Here is a 15,563-nt window from a genome sequence, read left to right on the forward strand (position 1 = left end):
AACGGCAAATGGGGCGGTATTGGTTTGTTTTGCTGGCAGGTATCAGTTGCATAATAACTGGCGCCAAAGCGAGCGAGCAGGAAAACGATTTAACGATTTACTTTGAGAGCAATTATCGCCCCTATACTTTTCTTACTGACGGTCAAATTGACGGTTTAAATGGGCTGTTGATTAAACGGTCATGTGAAATTGCCAAGCTGCGTTGTGAATTTGTCGACATGCCATGGACTCGCGCAATGTCGATGGGTCTGCAAGATCCTAAGGGTGCTATTTTAAGTGCGTCGAGAAATGCTGCGCGCGAATCTTTCTTTCAATGGGTTGGTCCAGCAGTATCAGGCGAGACGTTCTATTTCAAATTGAAAAGTCGCACTGATGTCATGATCACACAGGCCAGTGACGTTCTGAACTACACTGTAGGTGTGACGCGAGATGATATTTATGAGTCAGTTCTCACTGCTCGAGGTTTTGTCGCGGGCAAAAACTTACTGCAATGCGCGAACAAAGATGATCCAATCCGCTTGTTTTTGCGCGGGCGGTTAGATCTTATGTTTGCATCGGGATACACCTTAGCCGATACATTGGTGCGGTTTGGAGCATCCCTTGATGATGTAGAAGCGGTTGCATGGCTGCATACTCCAGAACTTAAAGGCAATTACCTGGCCGTTAACTTAGCAGTATCTGATAGTTTGGTTACAAAGCTCAATTTCGCGGTCAGTGAATTTCGTAAAACCGCAGAATTTGCTGAATTAGTTGACCGTTTTCGCCCCGTTGCCATCCGCTATCCCTCGATTTAACCCTGCGAAGCCCTCTGAAGTTAACCATACGTTTGAACTAACTCGTTGGCACCACTTATAGTGCCAACAGGTAACTTAATCCGATTGGGTTCTCAAGAGCCTTTAATCTGGTTCGTGTATTGTCTACTCTTTGGCGAATACCTCTTCACCTGCGATATAGGTGCTTTGGACTTCAATTTTCCAGAGGTTTTGTGGGTTGATTGTGAATGGATCTTGATCAACCAGAATGAAGTCAGCCCAGTACCCTGGCAACAATGCACCTATTTGGGTGTCTTGGTCCGCCGCATAGGCCGCGTCAAGGGTAAAGGCCTTAAACGCTTGTTGTACTGTAAGTGCTTGTTCTGGCACCCAGCCATTTTTCGGCTGGTTGTTGCGGTCTTGACGTGTCACGGCTGCGTGGATGCCATAAAAAGGATTGGCTAACTCAACTGGAAAATCAGACCCAAACGCAAGAATCGATCCTTGCTGTAAAAAGGTTTGCCACGCGTAAGCTCCTTGCAAACGTTGCTTACCTATGCGGTCTTCCGCCATATTCATATCGCTAGTGGCGTGGGTTGGTTGCATTGAAGGTATGATATCTAGAGTTTTAAAACGTTTAATATCTTCTAATGCAATGACCTGAGCATGCTCAATGCGATTACGCAATGCTTTACCGCCGATACGTTCAAACACTTGTTCAAAATGATCCAGTGCGAGTCGGTTGGCACGGTCGCCAATGGCATGAAAATGTAACGCAAAGTCCTTACTGATCACCTGATTAAACAAGTCGGGGAGTTTCTCCTCAGCCGTCACTAGTAAGCCGTGATTGTGAGGATCATCAGAATAAGGTTTTAACAATGCTGCACCGCGACTGCCCAGAGCACCGTCTCCGTATGCTTTGACACTGCGGATCAATAGTTTAGCGTCTGCTCGCTGGATTGGCCCTGCTGCCAGCATTTTAGGTAACTGCGGATCGGTGGCTGATAGCATGGCATACACGCGCAGGGGGAGGTGGCCTTGTTCGGCCAACGCTTGATAAAGATTATAAGTCGCATAATCGATACCTGCGTCGTGCATGCTGGTTATTCCCAGCGCTGTTAAGTGCTCACCAGCCGCATTCAGTTGTTCGATGCGCAATTGATCATCAAGTTTAGGCAAATGTTGTTCAACCAGTCCCATCGCGGTATCAATAAGCACACCTGTAGGATTGCCGTTGTCATCAGTGAGGATTTTCCCTCCTTCTGGTGAAACCGTTGAGCTATCTATTCCAGCAATTCTCAATGCAGCTGAGTTGGCCCAGCCCGCATGCCCATCTACACGGGTTAGCCAGACCGGCTTATCAGCAATCTTTTCGTCGAGAATGGCGGCAGTAGGAAAGGCTTTGTCGGGCCACAATACTTGATTCCATCCGCGGCCTTGGATCCAGCTCAATTTGGGGTGACTCTTAGCATAGTCGGCCACTTGTTGCGCTGCATCGTGAGCAGATGCTGTTTCACGGACATCAATTGCAAGTAAGGTATCGCCTAGCCCAAGCAAATGTCCATGAGCATCAATCAACCCCGGTAATAGAGTTTTGCCTTGGCCATCTAGCACTTCTGCTGTGGGGTAACCATGGCCTAACGCTTCATCACCAATCGCGCGGACTTTGCCATCCTCGATTACCATATCACTGAAGTTGATCAGGTCGCCCTGGGTATTCAAGGTATAACCTTTAACATTACTAATGTGCAGCGGCGATGCACAAATACTAAAACCGTAAAGAAGAGTAACTAATGACAATAATCGAAGCGGCAGGCGCAAGGCGTGTTTCATAAGCTGAGTTCCTGAACAATGTGTGAAGATGGAGGATTGATCAAATGATCACTTGAATAAATTTTTTGCGTTGTATTTGCACTGACATTCCCACCCGACAAAACTACGACAATGCGTTTAGCACTGGTTTGTTCGGCTAGCCACTCTGCAACCGCTTGCATCGTCATGCAGCATGTCGGTTCAATATGTAACTTCAATAGATGTTGTAGCCATTGGGTCCAGTAACTGATAGCTCGCTCGTTTACTTCGTAAAAGCCATCTAACTGTTGTAAAAAAGGAAAGGTAAGGGCACCTACACTTGGTGTTGCTGCACCGTCTGCCAAGGTTTTAGCTGGCCCATCAAGACTCTTAATTTCTCCTGCCCGGAGTGATTCAGCAGCATCATTGGCAGCTAGAGGTTCAACACCAAAAACTTTAGCTGTAGGGTTTAAGTGTCGCGTCGCGATAAGGCTGCCTGCGGTAAGCCCTCCGCCCCCGCATGGCGTGAATACAGCATCTACAGCTTCAACTCTTTGCAGGGTTTCGGCTACCGCCGTTCCCTGACCTGCGATGATATCAGTATGATTAAACGGAGGGATCCAGATACAGCCCGATTGTCGACTGGCGTCAGCTACTGCCTGGTCGGCTTCGATGCGGGTTGGATAGACTCTTAACTGGGCACCGTAATCTCGTGTTGCTGCCGCTTTAACTGCTGAGATGTTGTTGGCAGCATAGATCGTGGCGGATATTCCAAATTGACTGGCTGCAAACGCGACCGCTTGCGCATGATTGCCTGAACTATTCGCCACAATGGAATCAGGCAACTGCTTGTTCTCTGCAAGCTTGGCGATAAAGTTAGTCGCACCACGGAGCTTAAATGCGCCCGTTCTTTGCAAACATTCGGCTTTAAACAAGATTGTATGGGTTTGACCTGAAGGCAAGTTTTCCCGGCTTAGCCAGCGGTTCAAGCGACTCGAAGAGACTATCGGTGTATCGACCACCGTTGCTTCAATTCGAGATTGTGCGGCGAGAATGTGTTGGTAATTAATCGTGTCGGCTGGCAAAACTAACTCTATAAAAAATTGAATAATTAGCCATTAGCCTAACGATAAAACGAAAAGAATGCACAGTATTATTCACTCCGTTGTGAGGGCGGCTGTTACACGCTTATGTTCGTTGAAATAAACTCGGGTGTTACTGATAAACATCATGTTTCAGGCCCAAATACGTAGTGTTACCGAATTGGCGAACATTGATGTTTAGGTTTAGGATAGGGCACTGATTAAAACTTAAAACGCAGATAAATAATTCATCAAACAATGTTAAGGAACAATTATGGGATTACTAGATAAGTTATTGGGGAATGCCTCAGAAATCGATGCTGGAGAAATTCAAGAAGAGCTAGCCCCGGTATTGGCGGATTCTGAACAGGTTACACAAGCTTATAAGCTGATCAGGGATTTATTTGTATTGACCACGAGTCGGGTGATCTTCATTGATAAACAAGGCATGACGGGTAAAAAGGTTGATTATTACAGCATTCCATATCGTGCGATCACCCAGTTTAAAGTCGAAACAGCGGGCCACTTTGATATGGATGCTGAATTGAAGATCTGGATTTCAGGTCAAGCTGAGCCATTACATACCGAGCTTAGCAAGGATACCGCACAAAGCTTGCAAAAGGCTTTAGCAACCGCGATGTTCGGCTAACATGTGAGCGCCGGCAAACGCTCGCGAGTGCCGGCGAAATGTCTTGGTTTTAGGGTTGAGTCGGAGGCATTAGATTACGCTCGAAAAACTGCGTAATCGTTTTGTACATATGGATGCGCGTATTTTTACCGCGAATACTGTGCTTCTTACCGGGGTAATCCATTGCCTCAAAAGATATCGCACGATCTTGTAGATGCTTATAAAGCATTGTGGCGTGGGTAAACAATACATTGTCATCCGCCATTCCGTGATAAATCAAAAGAGGCCCCTTTAGGTTTTCTGCATAGGGAAATACAGACGCGGCAGTGTAGGCAGCATCCACTTCATTAGGATTGCCCATGTAACGTTCAGTGTAATGCGTATCATATAAGCGCCAATCGGTTACCGGTGCTCCTGCCACCCCTGCGCTGAAATAGTCGCCAGCTTTAAACATGCTCATTATGGTCATGTAGCCACCGTAACTATGGCCGTGAATACCAATTCTTTCAGGATCAACAAATGGCAATGTACGTAGATACTTAACCCCGACAATTTGGTCTTGTACCTCGGTTTCACCCATTTTCAAATAAAGCGGATCTTCAAACGCCTTGCCACGATAATTTGAACCGCGGTTATCGATGGAGAACACTACGTAGCCCTGGTTAACCCAATACTGCATCATTAATCCACGCGGACCAAACCACCTATTTCTGACAACTTGTACCCCAGGACCACCGTATACATAGACGATGACCGGATGTTTACCCTGCAGTTTTTGTGGGGTAAATAACTGATAATGCAATGTTACGTTGTCTTCAGTTTGTAACGTGCCAAAGGTTGGTTTTACCCATTGCGACTGATACGCCTGTAATGGGTGATCTTTGCCAATGCTATTTTCCTGCAGCCACGTTAATTGTGCGCCGGAGGCACGATGCACACTGACCTGAGGAGGCGTGTTTACAGTGGAAAAGCTATCCACATAAATTTGTGCATTATGGCTAAAAGTGACTTCGTGAAATCCGTTTCGCTGCGTTATACGCGTAATATCACCGCCGGCTAAAGAGACACTATATAAGTGGTTCTCTAACGGCGTGTCCTTTCGACCACTGAAAAAGATGGTTTGGCTTTGCTCATTTACAGCATCTAATGAGGTAACGACCCAACTGCCTTTGGTCAGTTGCCGCACTAATCCAGATGACAGGTGGTACAAGTATAAATGATGGAAACCGTCGCGTTCAGATGCCCAGATGAAATGCTGCTGGTCATCTAAAAACGTTAAGTCATCATGCAAATTCACCCAAGTATTAGCTTGCTCTTTTAGCAGCACTTTTGACGTTTTCTGCGTCGTATCGTAGGCGAATAAGGTTAGTTGCTTTTGGTCTCTGGATTGCAATTGATAGGTAAAATGTCGATTGTCCTTGGCCCATTGACCACGAGCGAAATAGATGTCTTGCTCAGAGCCCAAATCGACCCATTCTCGCTGCCCTGATAGAACGGATTGGATCGCCAAAGTAACCGTTGCGTTTGGAGTTCCTGCACGCGGGTATTTTTGCTCGATCATCGTGATGGAGTCCGCGTAAATTTCAGAGCGTGTTATTACATCTACAGGCGCCTCATCGACACGCGTAAAAGCCAGTTGGGACTCATCCGGTGACCACCAATATCCGGTCAAACGCCCCATCTCTTCTTGGGCAACAAATTCAGCCATGCCAAATTTAATATCGCCGCCTCCCTCTTGAGTGATGGCCAGTTCCTCACCATCATTAATTGATTTAATGTACAGGTTCTGCTCGCGGATAAACGAAATATAATTCCCTTTGGGTGACAACTTGATGTCTGTTTCAAATTCAGGCGTATTCAATAATTGTTTCACCGTTGCTGGAGTATCAGCAGTGGCGAGACGGTAGTAGTAGGCGTCACCAGCGAGAGGAAATAATAGCGCGCTACCATCGGCTGACCAGGTGTAATCGACGATGCCTGTGCCAGATAGGCGCATTCGCTCGCGACGCGCTTTTTCTTCATCTGAAAGGTTTTCGTCACCTTGATGTAAGTCATCTGAATTAACGAGTAAGCGGGTTTCGCCACTCTCGATGTGATACTCCCATAAGTCGTAGCGCTCATAATCATCAACTTTGCCCTGTAAGAAAGTTACCCGCTTACCATCAGGCGAAATTTTAAGTTGCACAGGAGCAGTACCGTCGAGCGACGGTGAAGAAAATATACGTTCTATGGTTAGTGCCGAGTTGGCAAAACTATTTACACTAAAAAACAGTAAAAGAAACCAGAGTTTTTTCATTATTATTACGTCTTTGTTTTACACTGAGGTGCTAGTGTAGAGCATCGCAACGAGGAACCAAAGTGACTAGCGATAAAACAGCGATTGTGCTCGGTGCAACGGGCTTGGTTGGCCGCGTGTTGACTCAACAATTGTTGGCTGATCCGCGTTATGCCAATGTTACTGTATTAGTGCGTAAGCCTCTGAGCCGCGCCCAATTCGTTGATCCTGCCAACAAACTTCAGCCCGTGGTTATTGATTTTGAGCAGCTACAAGACTATCAGGGTTACTTTACGGTTGACCATGTATATTGTTGTTTAGGAACAACACTCAAGCAAGCAGGATCTAAAGCGGGCTTTCGACGGGTGGACTTTGAATATGTGCACGTGGCCGCACAATTGGCACGTGCGCAGCGGGCAAAGGGGTTCGTTTGGATTTCTTCAGTTGGTGCTGATGCAAAGAGCAGTAATTTTTACCTGCGTGTCAAAGGTGAGCTGGAAAACGCCATTATGAGTATGCCACAGTTGTCTCATGCCGCGGCTGTGAGGCCTTCTTTACTACTTGGTGAACGCAACGACACCCGTTATGCAGAGGCTCTGGGGATTTGGGCTGGCAAATTGTTCGGCCCACTAATGCTTGGCCCTTTGGAGAAGTACCGCCCAGTTGAAGCGGCCGATGTTGCGCGGCAAATGGTGGAGTTGCAACATTTTTAAGTTTAAACAATTTACCATTGAAGACAGTAACTGTGCCATGAAAGTGGGTACTGATAGTATTGTCTTGGGCAGTTTCGCCATTCATCGATTAGGCCATCTAGTGGAACCAGCGGTCAACAAAACAGCGTTAGATATTGGCTGTGGTAGTGGACTGCTCGCGTTGATGCTCGCGCAGTGGTCACAAGGGCAATTGAAGATTACAGCGCTCGATATTGATAGCGCGGCTTGTCATCAGGCGAGGCACAATGTCGCGAGCAGTCCTTGGCCTGATAGTGTTAGTGTCGTTCATCAAGATGCAAAACAATGGCTAGCTGAGGCACCGATGAAGTTTGACATCATGATCAGCAACCCGCCCTATTTTGACGTGGTTCAATCTCCTAGTCGGGGCTTTAATAATTACTCCGCAGCGCGCCAATACGCGCGTTCGCAGGTTGGTTTGAGCCTACCTGAATTAGCTACAGGTTTGCAGCTAGGGTTGGCATCAACAGGTAAAGCGTTCGTGATTTTACCCGCAGATTCACATGATGATTGGGTCAATCATCTGCAACACTGCGGCCTTTATGTGGCTCATCGACTCGACATTGCCAGTGTGGCTAATCAGTCAGTTAACCGCTGCGTCTATGAAGTTAGTAAAAAGAAGCAAATGACTTTGCAGCAACGCCTAAATGTTTATACCGCTGATCGTGTCTATACTGAAGAGTACCGTCAACTTTGTCAGGCGTTTTATCTGAACTTTTAGAGAGGTTTGAATGCCAGTTAACGAAATCCTCGCAGACACGGTTTCACATATAGCGGTGCTTGATTATGTTTGGATGGGCGTTCCCTTTAGAGTGCCTTGCTTCGAAGTCTACGCACAGATCCCGGACCCAATCCCAGATAAATACTGCAAAATTAGCCAGCAAATGCTACCTATTTTGACCATAGATCAGTATGATGTGCCGCTTTTTGACCCGTTGGGACTCGGTGTTGAAGAGATGCCTGCTTATGCGATTGTTTTGGCAGACTTTTGCGAGACACATTATCGCATGGTCGCGCGGCCTGCTGATCACATTGTTGGAACTGCAACTATTTCAACGTCTCAGCTCCCTATTCAATCGGTGTTTGGTCCCAATATTATTTAATTAGAGGTTATACGTTGTATTTAGCTGAAGCATTTGGTGCAGTCGCCGTGATCCTGAATTTCATCGGCTACCGGCAGAATGAAATTAATCATTATCGTTTTATTTCTGCACTGGCACTAGCCAGTGTCAGTACGCATTTCTTTTTATTGGGTGCAATGGCGGCCGGCATCGGCTGTATGCTGGCGAGTATTCGTAACATTGTTGCCATGCGTTATCGTCACAACGGTATTTTGTATCTATTCATCGCTTTAAACATTGGCTTCCTCTGCTATGAACTGTTCGTGCTAAAACATGGATTAATGATACTTGTTGCTTATGCCAGTTCACTTATTTTCACCGTCGGCTCGATTGTCCTGCAGAACGCTACTCAGGTTCGCCGTTGGTTTGTGCTCGCTGAAGTTCTCGGTCTAATCTACGCGCTTTCGGTGGGGAGTATCTTTGGTAGTGTTTTCAATATTAGTAACTTATTCAGCATCGGCTTGAAGCTTTGGCAAGAGCGGCACGTGAGTTACAAAGAATAATGGACATAAAAAAACCGAGCCATAGAGGCTCGGTTTTAGCAAACACTTAGAACCTTATTTAACCAGAACAGATACTTTCTCTATACCCGCTTCTTTAGCTTGGTTCATTACTTCAACTACAATTCCATGCTCTGTATCTTCATGAGCTTGAATGGCGGCTGAGTCAGTATTATTTTCAGCTAAGTAAGTTTGGATGTTAGCGATAACACGACGAATATCAACATCTCGACCATTCATACGGATCTTGCCATATTCATCAATCTGAATAGACAAAGCTTTACTTGGTTGTGTTGGTGAGTTGTTGTCCTTCGGACGGTTAACTTCAAGACCTTTCTCTTTTACAAACGACGTGGTCACAATGAAGAAAATCAACATAATGAATACGATGTCTAGCATCGGGGTCATATCGATCTGTGCTTCGTCGTCAGCCGAGGTATGCTTTTTTCTTTTCATCTCTTTAGCAATCTTTTAACGTCAATCAGACCTGTTAGTATACTTGCTCAAATAAAAATGAATAGCCCCTGAAGTGATCTTTCTATTAAAAGATCGCGCAGATCCGACGAGTTACCGCACTTTGCGCTGTTCTTGTTGATATCGAATGGCCGCGCCAAGTTGGCTAAAGTATCGGTATAGCAGCGGTCTTAACTCCTGTCGTTCGGCGAGCGTGGGGTATGCACCAAGCTGTGCTTCAGTCGATTGCTTGGTGCCAGCCACTAAAAAATGATTTTTTATCGGGTTGTCTTGAAGAACTGACTCAAACGCGCGTGCTGTAATTTCTTGCGGACGAGAATAGTAAAACGTATTAAGTTGTCGATCGATGGCGACGCTGCGCTTGAGGTAAGCACTAGAATTTAATGCTTCATTGTCAATGGCGTTCGGTTGGAAAAAGACCATTTGAAACCACTCGTTGAGTAAATTGTTCAATGGATGTGGATGTGTGGTTTTGCCTTGAAGCCATAACTCGCTGGCAAAATCTAAGGTACCAGCATCGACAAACGCTCTTTTCGCAATGTAGTGGTCAAACGCGTGGAACCACTCATGTGCCAGCGCTCCACCACCTGCGTTTTTGGCTAGTGCTAAGGTTGCGTTGGAAGAATCATAGTGAGCACTTACTGACTTCCTGCCTCCAGTTCCAAAAGCTAATGATAAAGTACCATTAAGTGATATCACTGGCGTTGGAACGGCCAGCAGATCGGATAAATCACATAACGCGTCAAAAAATAAGTTGGCGGCGATTTGTTGTTCTGAGCGGTTAACCCAGCGGCCAATGGTGATACTGCGAAAACCAAATACTCGCTTGATATCGGAAAACGTGACATCTGCCCCCGCGCGATGGTTTTCACCATTGCGATAAAAAGGCTTCTGCAAGCGGCCTGGTTGGGACATGCTAGTTTTGCCTAACTGAGCTCACTGAGTAATTGTTCACACCAACGCGCAATACGTGCATCGGTCTTGTCATACTGATTTTCATCATCTAGTGATAAACCAACAAAATAGCGCTGATCCTCAGTTAAAGCTTTTGAGGCGGTGAATTCGTAATCCTCGTTCGGCCAGTACCCAATCACAGTGGCCTGGCGCGCAATAACTTCATCGTGCAGCATTCCAAGTGCATCTTGGAACCAGTCTGCATATCCTATCTGGTCACCTAGACCAAACAGTGCAACTACCTTTCCAGCAAGATCGAGTGTACGAATATCATCCCATTGCGACTCCCAGTCTTCCTGTATTTCGCCGAAATCCCAGGTTGATATCCCCAAAATTAAAATATCGAATTGGGCGACTTTGCTGAGTGCCGTGTCTTGTAGATTAAATAAATGCACACACTCGAATCCCAGTAATTGATTAAGGTGTTGTTGTATTTTTTCCGCTGCCATTTCGGTGTAGCAGGTGGTAGAACCGTAAAACAGGCCAATGCTGAATGTTTCTTCGCTCATGTTTATCGCGCGTACTCGTTAATCTTGGGTAAATGTAATGGTGGTGCCGTCAGCCAGTAATAGCTGGCATTGGTCAGGTTCACCTTGATCGTTCAGTAACAACTGCCCGACTGCAGGAGTGTTGACCACATGACCTAATACGCAGGAGTGGCTATCTGGATTAGGGTCGCGCTCGTCAATCCGCATATTGCGGCGGCGAGTGAAATAGTTGAGCGGTGAACGCTTGGAATATAATAACCGATTGAGGCGCTCAAAACCCTTTAGCAAACCCGTTGGAAACGCATTCTTAAATCCGCTGCAGGTAAATTGGAGAATCTTCGGACTATTCTTGCGAAAGCGTAGGGTTACGTCATAAACAAATGAGTAATGGACATCGCCACTTAAAATCATAAATAACGGCGGTGTTTTGTAATGGCGAAAAATGTTCAAAATAACCTGCGCTGTACCTTTGTGCGCCATCCAGTTTTCCGCATCGACCATCAGTGCTTTGCCGAAAAAAGTAAATACTTTTTGTACAGCTTCAATAAACTTCAGTCCGTAAATAGGGGCTGCCGAGACGACAATAACAGAGTCTTTACCTAATATTTGTTGCTGAAACTCACACAGCGCTTCCCAATCTAATAATCCTGAGGGTTTATTCGGGTTTGACTCTGAACGCCAGCGCCGCGTGCGCGTGTCCATGACAAAGATTGAGGGGGTTGTATCCAGGCAGTAGTGCCATTGATCCCAATCATAAAGCGCCTCGATAAATTGGTCTTGCGACTTGATACCCTCAGTCGTAAACGTCGTTTTAGCAACTTGCACTAATGGCGCAAAAATATCAGGATTATTACCCCAGCCCTGACATAACCAATAACCAGCCAAGGCGTTCCCGACCATACGATTTGATAGAGGATGCCCGTAAACTTCTTCTTCCCACCCGCGAGTTAGATTCCAGTCGTCGGTAACGTCATGATCATCAAATATCATGTAGGTGGGAATATGCGCTAACATGCGAGCAGTGCGAGGTAATTTGTCAACGAATCTGGCGAGGATTTGTTGTTCGCTTCGGTACTGCGCTTGAAATTGTTCTTCAACATTCTCTGGCATGCCAGCTTTGACAAAACGCCATAGTTGCGCCGACCACACCAAGATATACATGGCCATCACTTCGCTAAATGCAATGAGATGATTTTTGGCATTAACCGAGGTGAAAATAGGTTTCTGTTTCGCACCAAAAAATAAAGAAGAGAGCAAGCTATTGTCGGCGGTTTTAGGAAGAATTTTTTCGCGTTGGTAATAGCCTAATTCAGCATCACTCAATTGCGCACTGTTATTCAGCGTGGCATCGTCTAAGTCTTCTTCGTAAAGCCCTAGTATATCAATGACTTGGCGGACCGCATACAACATAGGACCGGCGACATCATCTACATATACTTGGTCGCCACTCATAAGCAATAGATCAGGCCTCTGGCTCGGGGCTTTTTCAATTAAGCTGTCTATGGCGGGTAAGGCGTCCTCACCATCAAAATGCGGCTTGCGACAAGATCCATGAACCACATGGGATAGTTGAGTCACGCAGCGAAAACTAAATGCAGTTTCGCCTTGATAGTAGAGTTGTCTGTCACCCAAATCCTGCCCATTATCGGCGTAGTCGATTAACCGATAGGCGTAGGTTTCACCTGGAGTAAACAGCGTCTGTTGTTTGATTTGAACTAAGCCTACAAAAGCACGCTCGCCAACAGGTATTTGCTGGTATTGAAATGCTTCGTGATTGGAAGAAAACTGCGCAATTAGTTCACTATTGGAGTCTAACAGATCCACGCCTAAGTTAAGCGGACGACTGCTAACCAGCCAGACGACTAATTCTTGAGGGGCGACACGTCGCAAAATTGGACCGGCAAGTATTGCTGGCAACTCACTCGACTGGCTTGTAGTGCGCTTACTGTTTGACAATGTATACGATTGATTTATTTAGCGATGCTTGAGTCTAACAGCGACAAACCTTTTCATAAAGTCATTGAACCGATAAATTCTACTGAACTCTGTGGCATTTTTGCTTATGATACACCGACTTAAATTCAGCCTATGATAACTAAACAACGACGGAGAAGTTTTTGATTTCTGATATTTATGCGTCGCGCCTAGGCCTTTTTAGCGGAGCCTTGTTAGCGCTTATTATGACTGTAGGCGTTGGCTGTGCGCCGGTAGACGAGGTTGCTCAAATAAATGATGCTAACGCACCGGCTCCTGTTGTCGTTGATGGTATTTGGATTACTGAGCAAGATGGTTCAGTCATGGCGGATCCGCAAACCTCAGGGTTGATTGCTTATGGTGATTCTTTGATCACCATATCGGATGGCAGTGCACTTCCGGAGCAACGTCGACGCTTACATCTGATAGATCCCGCTTCGGCGATGGTGCAACGAAAACTTGGGCCGATGAAGATGAGCACAGCGGTGAGAAGAAGTTGTTTTAGTCAATATTTGGCCGATGAGCCAGACTATGAGGCTATCGTACAAGATCCGGATGAAGCGAATGTATTTATCATTGTTACCGAAGACGCGACTCGCACAGGGGCTTTAACTCCGCGCTGCCAGCAACGGTTTGAAGCGACTGGTTCTACCGCGTATCCAACGTTACTTGTACGCGCAGTTGTGCAAAACGAAACTGTGACTTTGACACACGTGCGTCCGTTACAATTCGCATTAGAATTTAATGTGGGTGATTTTCCCAATGACGGTATCGAGGGCATGGCGTTCGGCCCAAACCGAGTCCTCTATCTCGGACTTGAAAAAGATGCTGCAGGAAATCCGCGTATTTTTAGTGTAAACGTGGACGCTGAGTTCTGGCAGGAAACTGATTTCGCCAAGGTTAATGATCCCAATTTGTGGTTACCTAGTTTTCCAAATGGTGGGAATCATCCAATTAATGGCATGGACTACATCCCTCTGGCAGGCGAGCATCCAGGTTTACTCGTTGCCGCTGCGCGTAATGACAATCAATTGTGGCTGATTGATCTGGCTAAGCAGCAGCCAACGCAAATCATTGATTTGCAGTTTCATGCGCCGACGTTAAGCAATGACCCCAGTTGTGGTGCATATGAGTTAATGGATAATTCGTCACTGGAAGGAGTCGCTGTTGTTGGTATTGATTTGTTTTTGGTCAATGATCCATGGAAAAAGAATTATCTGAAAAATGTTCAGTGCGCTTCCAATCAACCACGGTACGCAGCTATGGCGCCGCTGTTATTTAAACTTCCAATACAACCTGAGTGGCTGCACCGTTATTTAAATTAAAAAGACCTCGTATGTTCGAGGTCTCACTTTTGATTATCTTTAAAATCTAAATCTAAGGTGCGCGCCCAGTGCGTTATCCACACCGTCGCCACTAACATACTGTTGCAAGAACAAACCAACATCGATGGATTCATTGTGTTTCATCAGAGTGGCTTGCACAAACAGGCCTCCATCAACATCGATGTCTTCGCTGTAGCAATTGGAGCAGTAGTCTATTGAACGTTCAGAATAAAGCATTTGGCTAAAGCCACCCTGTAACGCAAACGAAACATCGGCACGTTCACCAAAGACCCATTGATAGCCAGTCGCAACGGACAACAAAATACCGTTGGCAGATGACGACTCTGTAGAAACATCGCCATCATTGAATAGACCGTCACCAACAACAACCTGACTAAATTCAGCGTTATCGTCATAGACGACGATATCCATGCCTAATGTCGTGATCCAATTGTTTTGCAGATAGTTTCCGGTAAAACCGATGAAGTACGCCGTATCTTCAACACCTTGCGACAGCGCCGTGGCTTCATCGATGTTAATTGTGGCGGCGCGGACACCGACGTCCCACTCTCCTGAAGTAGAATGAGTGGGAAGAGTCTCTTGAGCTGATGCAAGTTGGCTGATCCCAGCCAGTGCGAGGGCACATACGATTTTTTTCATTGTAGAATTCCTTTTAAATGCTAATCCAACTTGATTTAGCGAGCGGAATTCTACTGATGAAAGTGAAATTGTCTACGTAATTATATTTGCAAAGCCCTTATATTTTGCGTGGTATCGCACGACTTAAAGCGAATACCCTGGTGATCAATGGTTTACTTTAAGTTGTCAGCAAAGGTCTTTTTAAATTTCGCCAATTTGGGCGCGACGACCATATTGCAATAAGTGTTTTGTGGGTTATTGCTGAAGTAATCCTGATGATAGTCTTCAGCTTGCCAATAATTGGACAACGGCACCACCTCTGTAACAACTGGATCGGGCCAGATCCCTTGTTGGTTAATTTCTGCAATGATTTCCTCGGCCAGTTGTCTTTGCGTATCATCGTGATAGAAAACTGCGCTTCTGTACTGGGTACCAATATCATTGCCTTGGCGGTTTAGCTGCGTGGGATCGTGCAGAGCAAAGAAGATTTCTAATAAGCTGCGATAGCTGATCACCTCCTCATCATAGGTAATTTGGATTACCTCAGCGTGGCCAGTGTCGCCAGAACATACTTGCTCATACGTTGGATTTTCTGTGCTACCGCCTGCATAGCCAGAATAGGCGATTTCCACCCCTTTGATGCTGTTGAACGCCGATTCCAGACACCAAAAACAGCCGCCGGCTAATGTCGCTTTTTGTAAATGACTCATATTGGACTCCTTTGCATTGGAACAACTAACGTATGTACTGCGCTGACAAAATCAAGTCATCCGCTCTGGCTATCTGACCGTACTTATAGGGTGAAACAAACAAAATAGATAGGTAAACG

At 45.9% G+C, this 15,563-nt stretch carries 16 protein-coding genes; 7 read left to right on the forward strand and 9 right to left on the reverse strand.

Going from position 1 to position 15,563, the window contains the following annotated elements:
* The first annotated feature begins 8 nt into the window (after positions 1-8).
* Complete coding sequence (locus tag CSH92_RS13540; RefSeq protein WP_100658168.1) at positions 9-794, forward strand: substrate-binding periplasmic protein; 786 nt, start codon at positions 9-11, stop codon at positions 792-794.
* A gap of 123 nt (positions 795-917) precedes the next feature.
* On the opposite strand, the gene CSH92_RS13545 is transcribed toward CSH92_RS13540, so the two are convergent.
* Both CSH92_RS13545 and CSH92_RS13550 read right to left on the reverse strand, forming a co-directional pair.
* Complete coding sequence (locus CSH92_RS13545; RefSeq protein WP_100658169.1) at positions 918-2,585, reverse strand: amidohydrolase; 1,668 nt, start codon at positions 2,583-2,585, stop codon at positions 918-920.
* A complete protein-coding gene (locus tag CSH92_RS13550) occupies positions 2,582-3,628 on the reverse strand; it encodes a serine/threonine dehydratase (RefSeq protein WP_100658170.1) in 1,047 nt (348 codons plus the stop codon). The genes CSH92_RS13545 and CSH92_RS13550 overlap by 4 nt, the downstream gene beginning before the upstream one ends.
* A 271-nt stretch (positions 3,629-3,899) precedes the next feature.
* On the opposite strand from CSH92_RS13550, the gene CSH92_RS13555 reads away from it, so the two are divergent.
* Positions 3,900-4,274: a PH domain-containing protein gene (locus CSH92_RS13555; protein ID WP_100658171.1), complete on the forward strand. Its 375-nt coding sequence runs from the start codon at positions 3,900-3,902 to the stop codon at positions 4,272-4,274.
* A 49-nt stretch (positions 4,275-4,323) separates the two neighbouring features.
* On the opposite strand, the gene CSH92_RS13560 is transcribed toward CSH92_RS13555, so the two are convergent.
* A complete protein-coding gene (locus CSH92_RS13560; protein WP_100658172.1) occupies positions 4,324-6,549 on the reverse strand; it encodes a S9 family peptidase in 2,226 nt (741 codons plus the stop codon).
* A 62-nt stretch (positions 6,550-6,611) separates the two neighbouring features.
* On the opposite strand from CSH92_RS13560, the gene CSH92_RS13565 reads away from it, so the two are divergent.
* Genes CSH92_RS13565 through CSH92_RS13580 form a run of 4 tightly spaced genes read left to right on the forward strand, consistent with a single transcriptional unit; the run spans position 6,612 to position 8,883 of the window.
* Positions 6,612-7,241, forward strand: coding sequence for an NAD(P)H-binding protein (locus CSH92_RS13565; RefSeq protein ID WP_100658173.1), 630 nt, complete (start codon positions 6,612-6,614; stop codon positions 7,239-7,241).
* Complete coding sequence (locus CSH92_RS13570) at positions 7,204-7,980, forward strand: methyltransferase (protein WP_100658174.1); 777 nt, start codon at positions 7,204-7,206, stop codon at positions 7,978-7,980. Before CSH92_RS13565 ends, CSH92_RS13570 begins: the two co-directional genes overlap by 38 nt.
* A gap of 10 nt (positions 7,981-7,990) precedes the next feature.
* The gene (locus CSH92_RS13575; RefSeq protein WP_100658175.1) at positions 7,991-8,362 is read left to right on the forward strand and encodes a hypothetical protein; all 372 of its coding nucleotides are present in this window, start codon (positions 7,991-7,993) and stop codon (positions 8,360-8,362) included.
* Between the two features lie 14 nt (positions 8,363-8,376).
* Entirely contained in the window at positions 8,377-8,883 is a 507-nt protein-coding gene (locus CSH92_RS13580; protein WP_100658176.1) for a YgjV family protein, read from the forward strand.
* 54 nt (positions 8,884-8,937) lie between these two features.
* Here the strand turns inward: CSH92_RS13580 and CSH92_RS13585 are convergent, their stop codons facing one another.
* The 4 genes from CSH92_RS13585 to CSH92_RS13600 form a co-directional block, all read right to left on the reverse strand.
* Positions 8,938-9,336 (reverse strand): ExbD/TolR family protein, encoded by a 399-nt coding sequence (locus tag CSH92_RS13585; RefSeq protein ID WP_100658177.1) that lies wholly within the window; start codon positions 9,334-9,336, stop codon positions 8,938-8,940.
* A 111-nt stretch (positions 9,337-9,447) separates the two neighbouring features.
* Complete coding sequence (locus CSH92_RS13590; protein ID WP_100658178.1) at positions 9,448-10,269, reverse strand: CLCA_X family protein; 822 nt, start codon at positions 10,267-10,269, stop codon at positions 9,448-9,450.
* An 11-nt stretch (positions 10,270-10,280) separates the two neighbouring features.
* On the reverse strand, positions 10,281-10,817 hold the full coding sequence (gene fldB / locus CSH92_RS13595) for a flavodoxin FldB (RefSeq protein WP_100658179.1): 537 nt from the start codon (positions 10,815-10,817) through the stop codon (positions 10,281-10,283).
* Between the two features lie 18 nt (positions 10,818-10,835).
* On the reverse strand, positions 10,836-12,752 hold the full coding sequence (locus CSH92_RS13600; RefSeq protein ID WP_240612817.1) for a metallophosphoesterase family protein: 1,917 nt from the start codon (positions 12,750-12,752) through the stop codon (positions 10,836-10,838).
* Positions 12,753-12,913: 161 nt separating this feature from the next.
* On the opposite strand from CSH92_RS13600, the gene CSH92_RS13605 reads away from it, so the two are divergent.
* Entirely contained in the window at positions 12,914-14,095 is a 1,182-nt protein-coding gene (locus tag CSH92_RS13605; RefSeq protein ID WP_240612818.1) for a hypothetical protein, read from the forward strand.
* 39 nt (positions 14,096-14,134) lie between these two features.
* On the opposite strand, the gene CSH92_RS13610 is transcribed toward CSH92_RS13605, so the two are convergent.
* Positions 14,135-14,755, reverse strand: coding sequence for a hypothetical protein (locus CSH92_RS13610; RefSeq protein WP_100658180.1), 621 nt, complete (start codon positions 14,753-14,755; stop codon positions 14,135-14,137).
* A gap of 152 nt (positions 14,756-14,907) precedes the next feature.
* On the reverse strand, positions 14,908-15,444 hold the full coding sequence (gene msrA / locus CSH92_RS13615; RefSeq protein ID WP_100658181.1) for a peptide-methionine (S)-S-oxide reductase MsrA: 537 nt from the start codon (positions 15,442-15,444) through the stop codon (positions 14,908-14,910).
* Positions 15,445-15,563: the final 119 nt, after the last annotated feature.

Source organism: Neoalteromonas flava (genome assembly GCF_002807685.1).
GTDB lineage: Bacteria > Pseudomonadota > Gammaproteobacteria > Enterobacterales > Alteromonadaceae > Alteromonas_E > Alteromonas_E flava.

Coding starts and splice junctions, on each gene's coding strand:
- CSH92_RS13585 (WP_100658177.1), bottom strand. CDS start 9,336: ATGAAAAGAAAAAAGCATACCTCGGCTGACGACGAAGCACAGATCGAT.
- fldB (WP_100658179.1), bottom strand. CDS start 10,817: ATGAGCGAAGAAACATTCAGCATTGGCCTGTTTTACGGTTCTACCACC.
- CSH92_RS13540 (WP_100658168.1), top strand. CDS start 9: ATGGGGCGGTATTGGTTTGTTTTGCTGGCAGGTATCAGTTGCATAATA.
- CSH92_RS13570 (WP_100658174.1), top strand. CDS start 7,204: ATGTTGCGCGGCAAATGGTGGAGTTGCAACATTTTTAAGTTTAAACAA.
- CSH92_RS13575 (WP_100658175.1), top strand. CDS start 7,991: ATGCCAGTTAACGAAATCCTCGCAGACACGGTTTCACATATAGCGGTG.
- CSH92_RS13590 (WP_100658178.1), bottom strand. CDS start 10,269: ATGTCCCAACCAGGCCGCTTGCAGAAGCCTTTTTATCGCAATGGTGAA.
- msrA (WP_100658181.1), bottom strand. CDS start 15,444: ATGAGTCATTTACAAAAAGCGACATTAGCCGGCGGCTGTTTTTGGTGT.
- CSH92_RS13555 (WP_100658171.1), top strand. CDS start 3,900: ATGGGATTACTAGATAAGTTATTGGGGAATGCCTCAGAAATCGATGCT.
- CSH92_RS13560 (WP_100658172.1), bottom strand. CDS start 6,549: ATGAAAAAACTCTGGTTTCTTTTACTGTTTTTTAGTGTAAATAGTTTT.
- CSH92_RS13545 (WP_100658169.1), bottom strand. CDS start 2,585: ATGAAACACGCCTTGCGCCTGCCGCTTCGATTATTGTCATTAGTTACT.
- CSH92_RS13610 (WP_100658180.1), bottom strand. CDS start 14,755: ATGAAAAAAATCGTATGTGCCCTCGCACTGGCTGGGATCAGCCAACTT.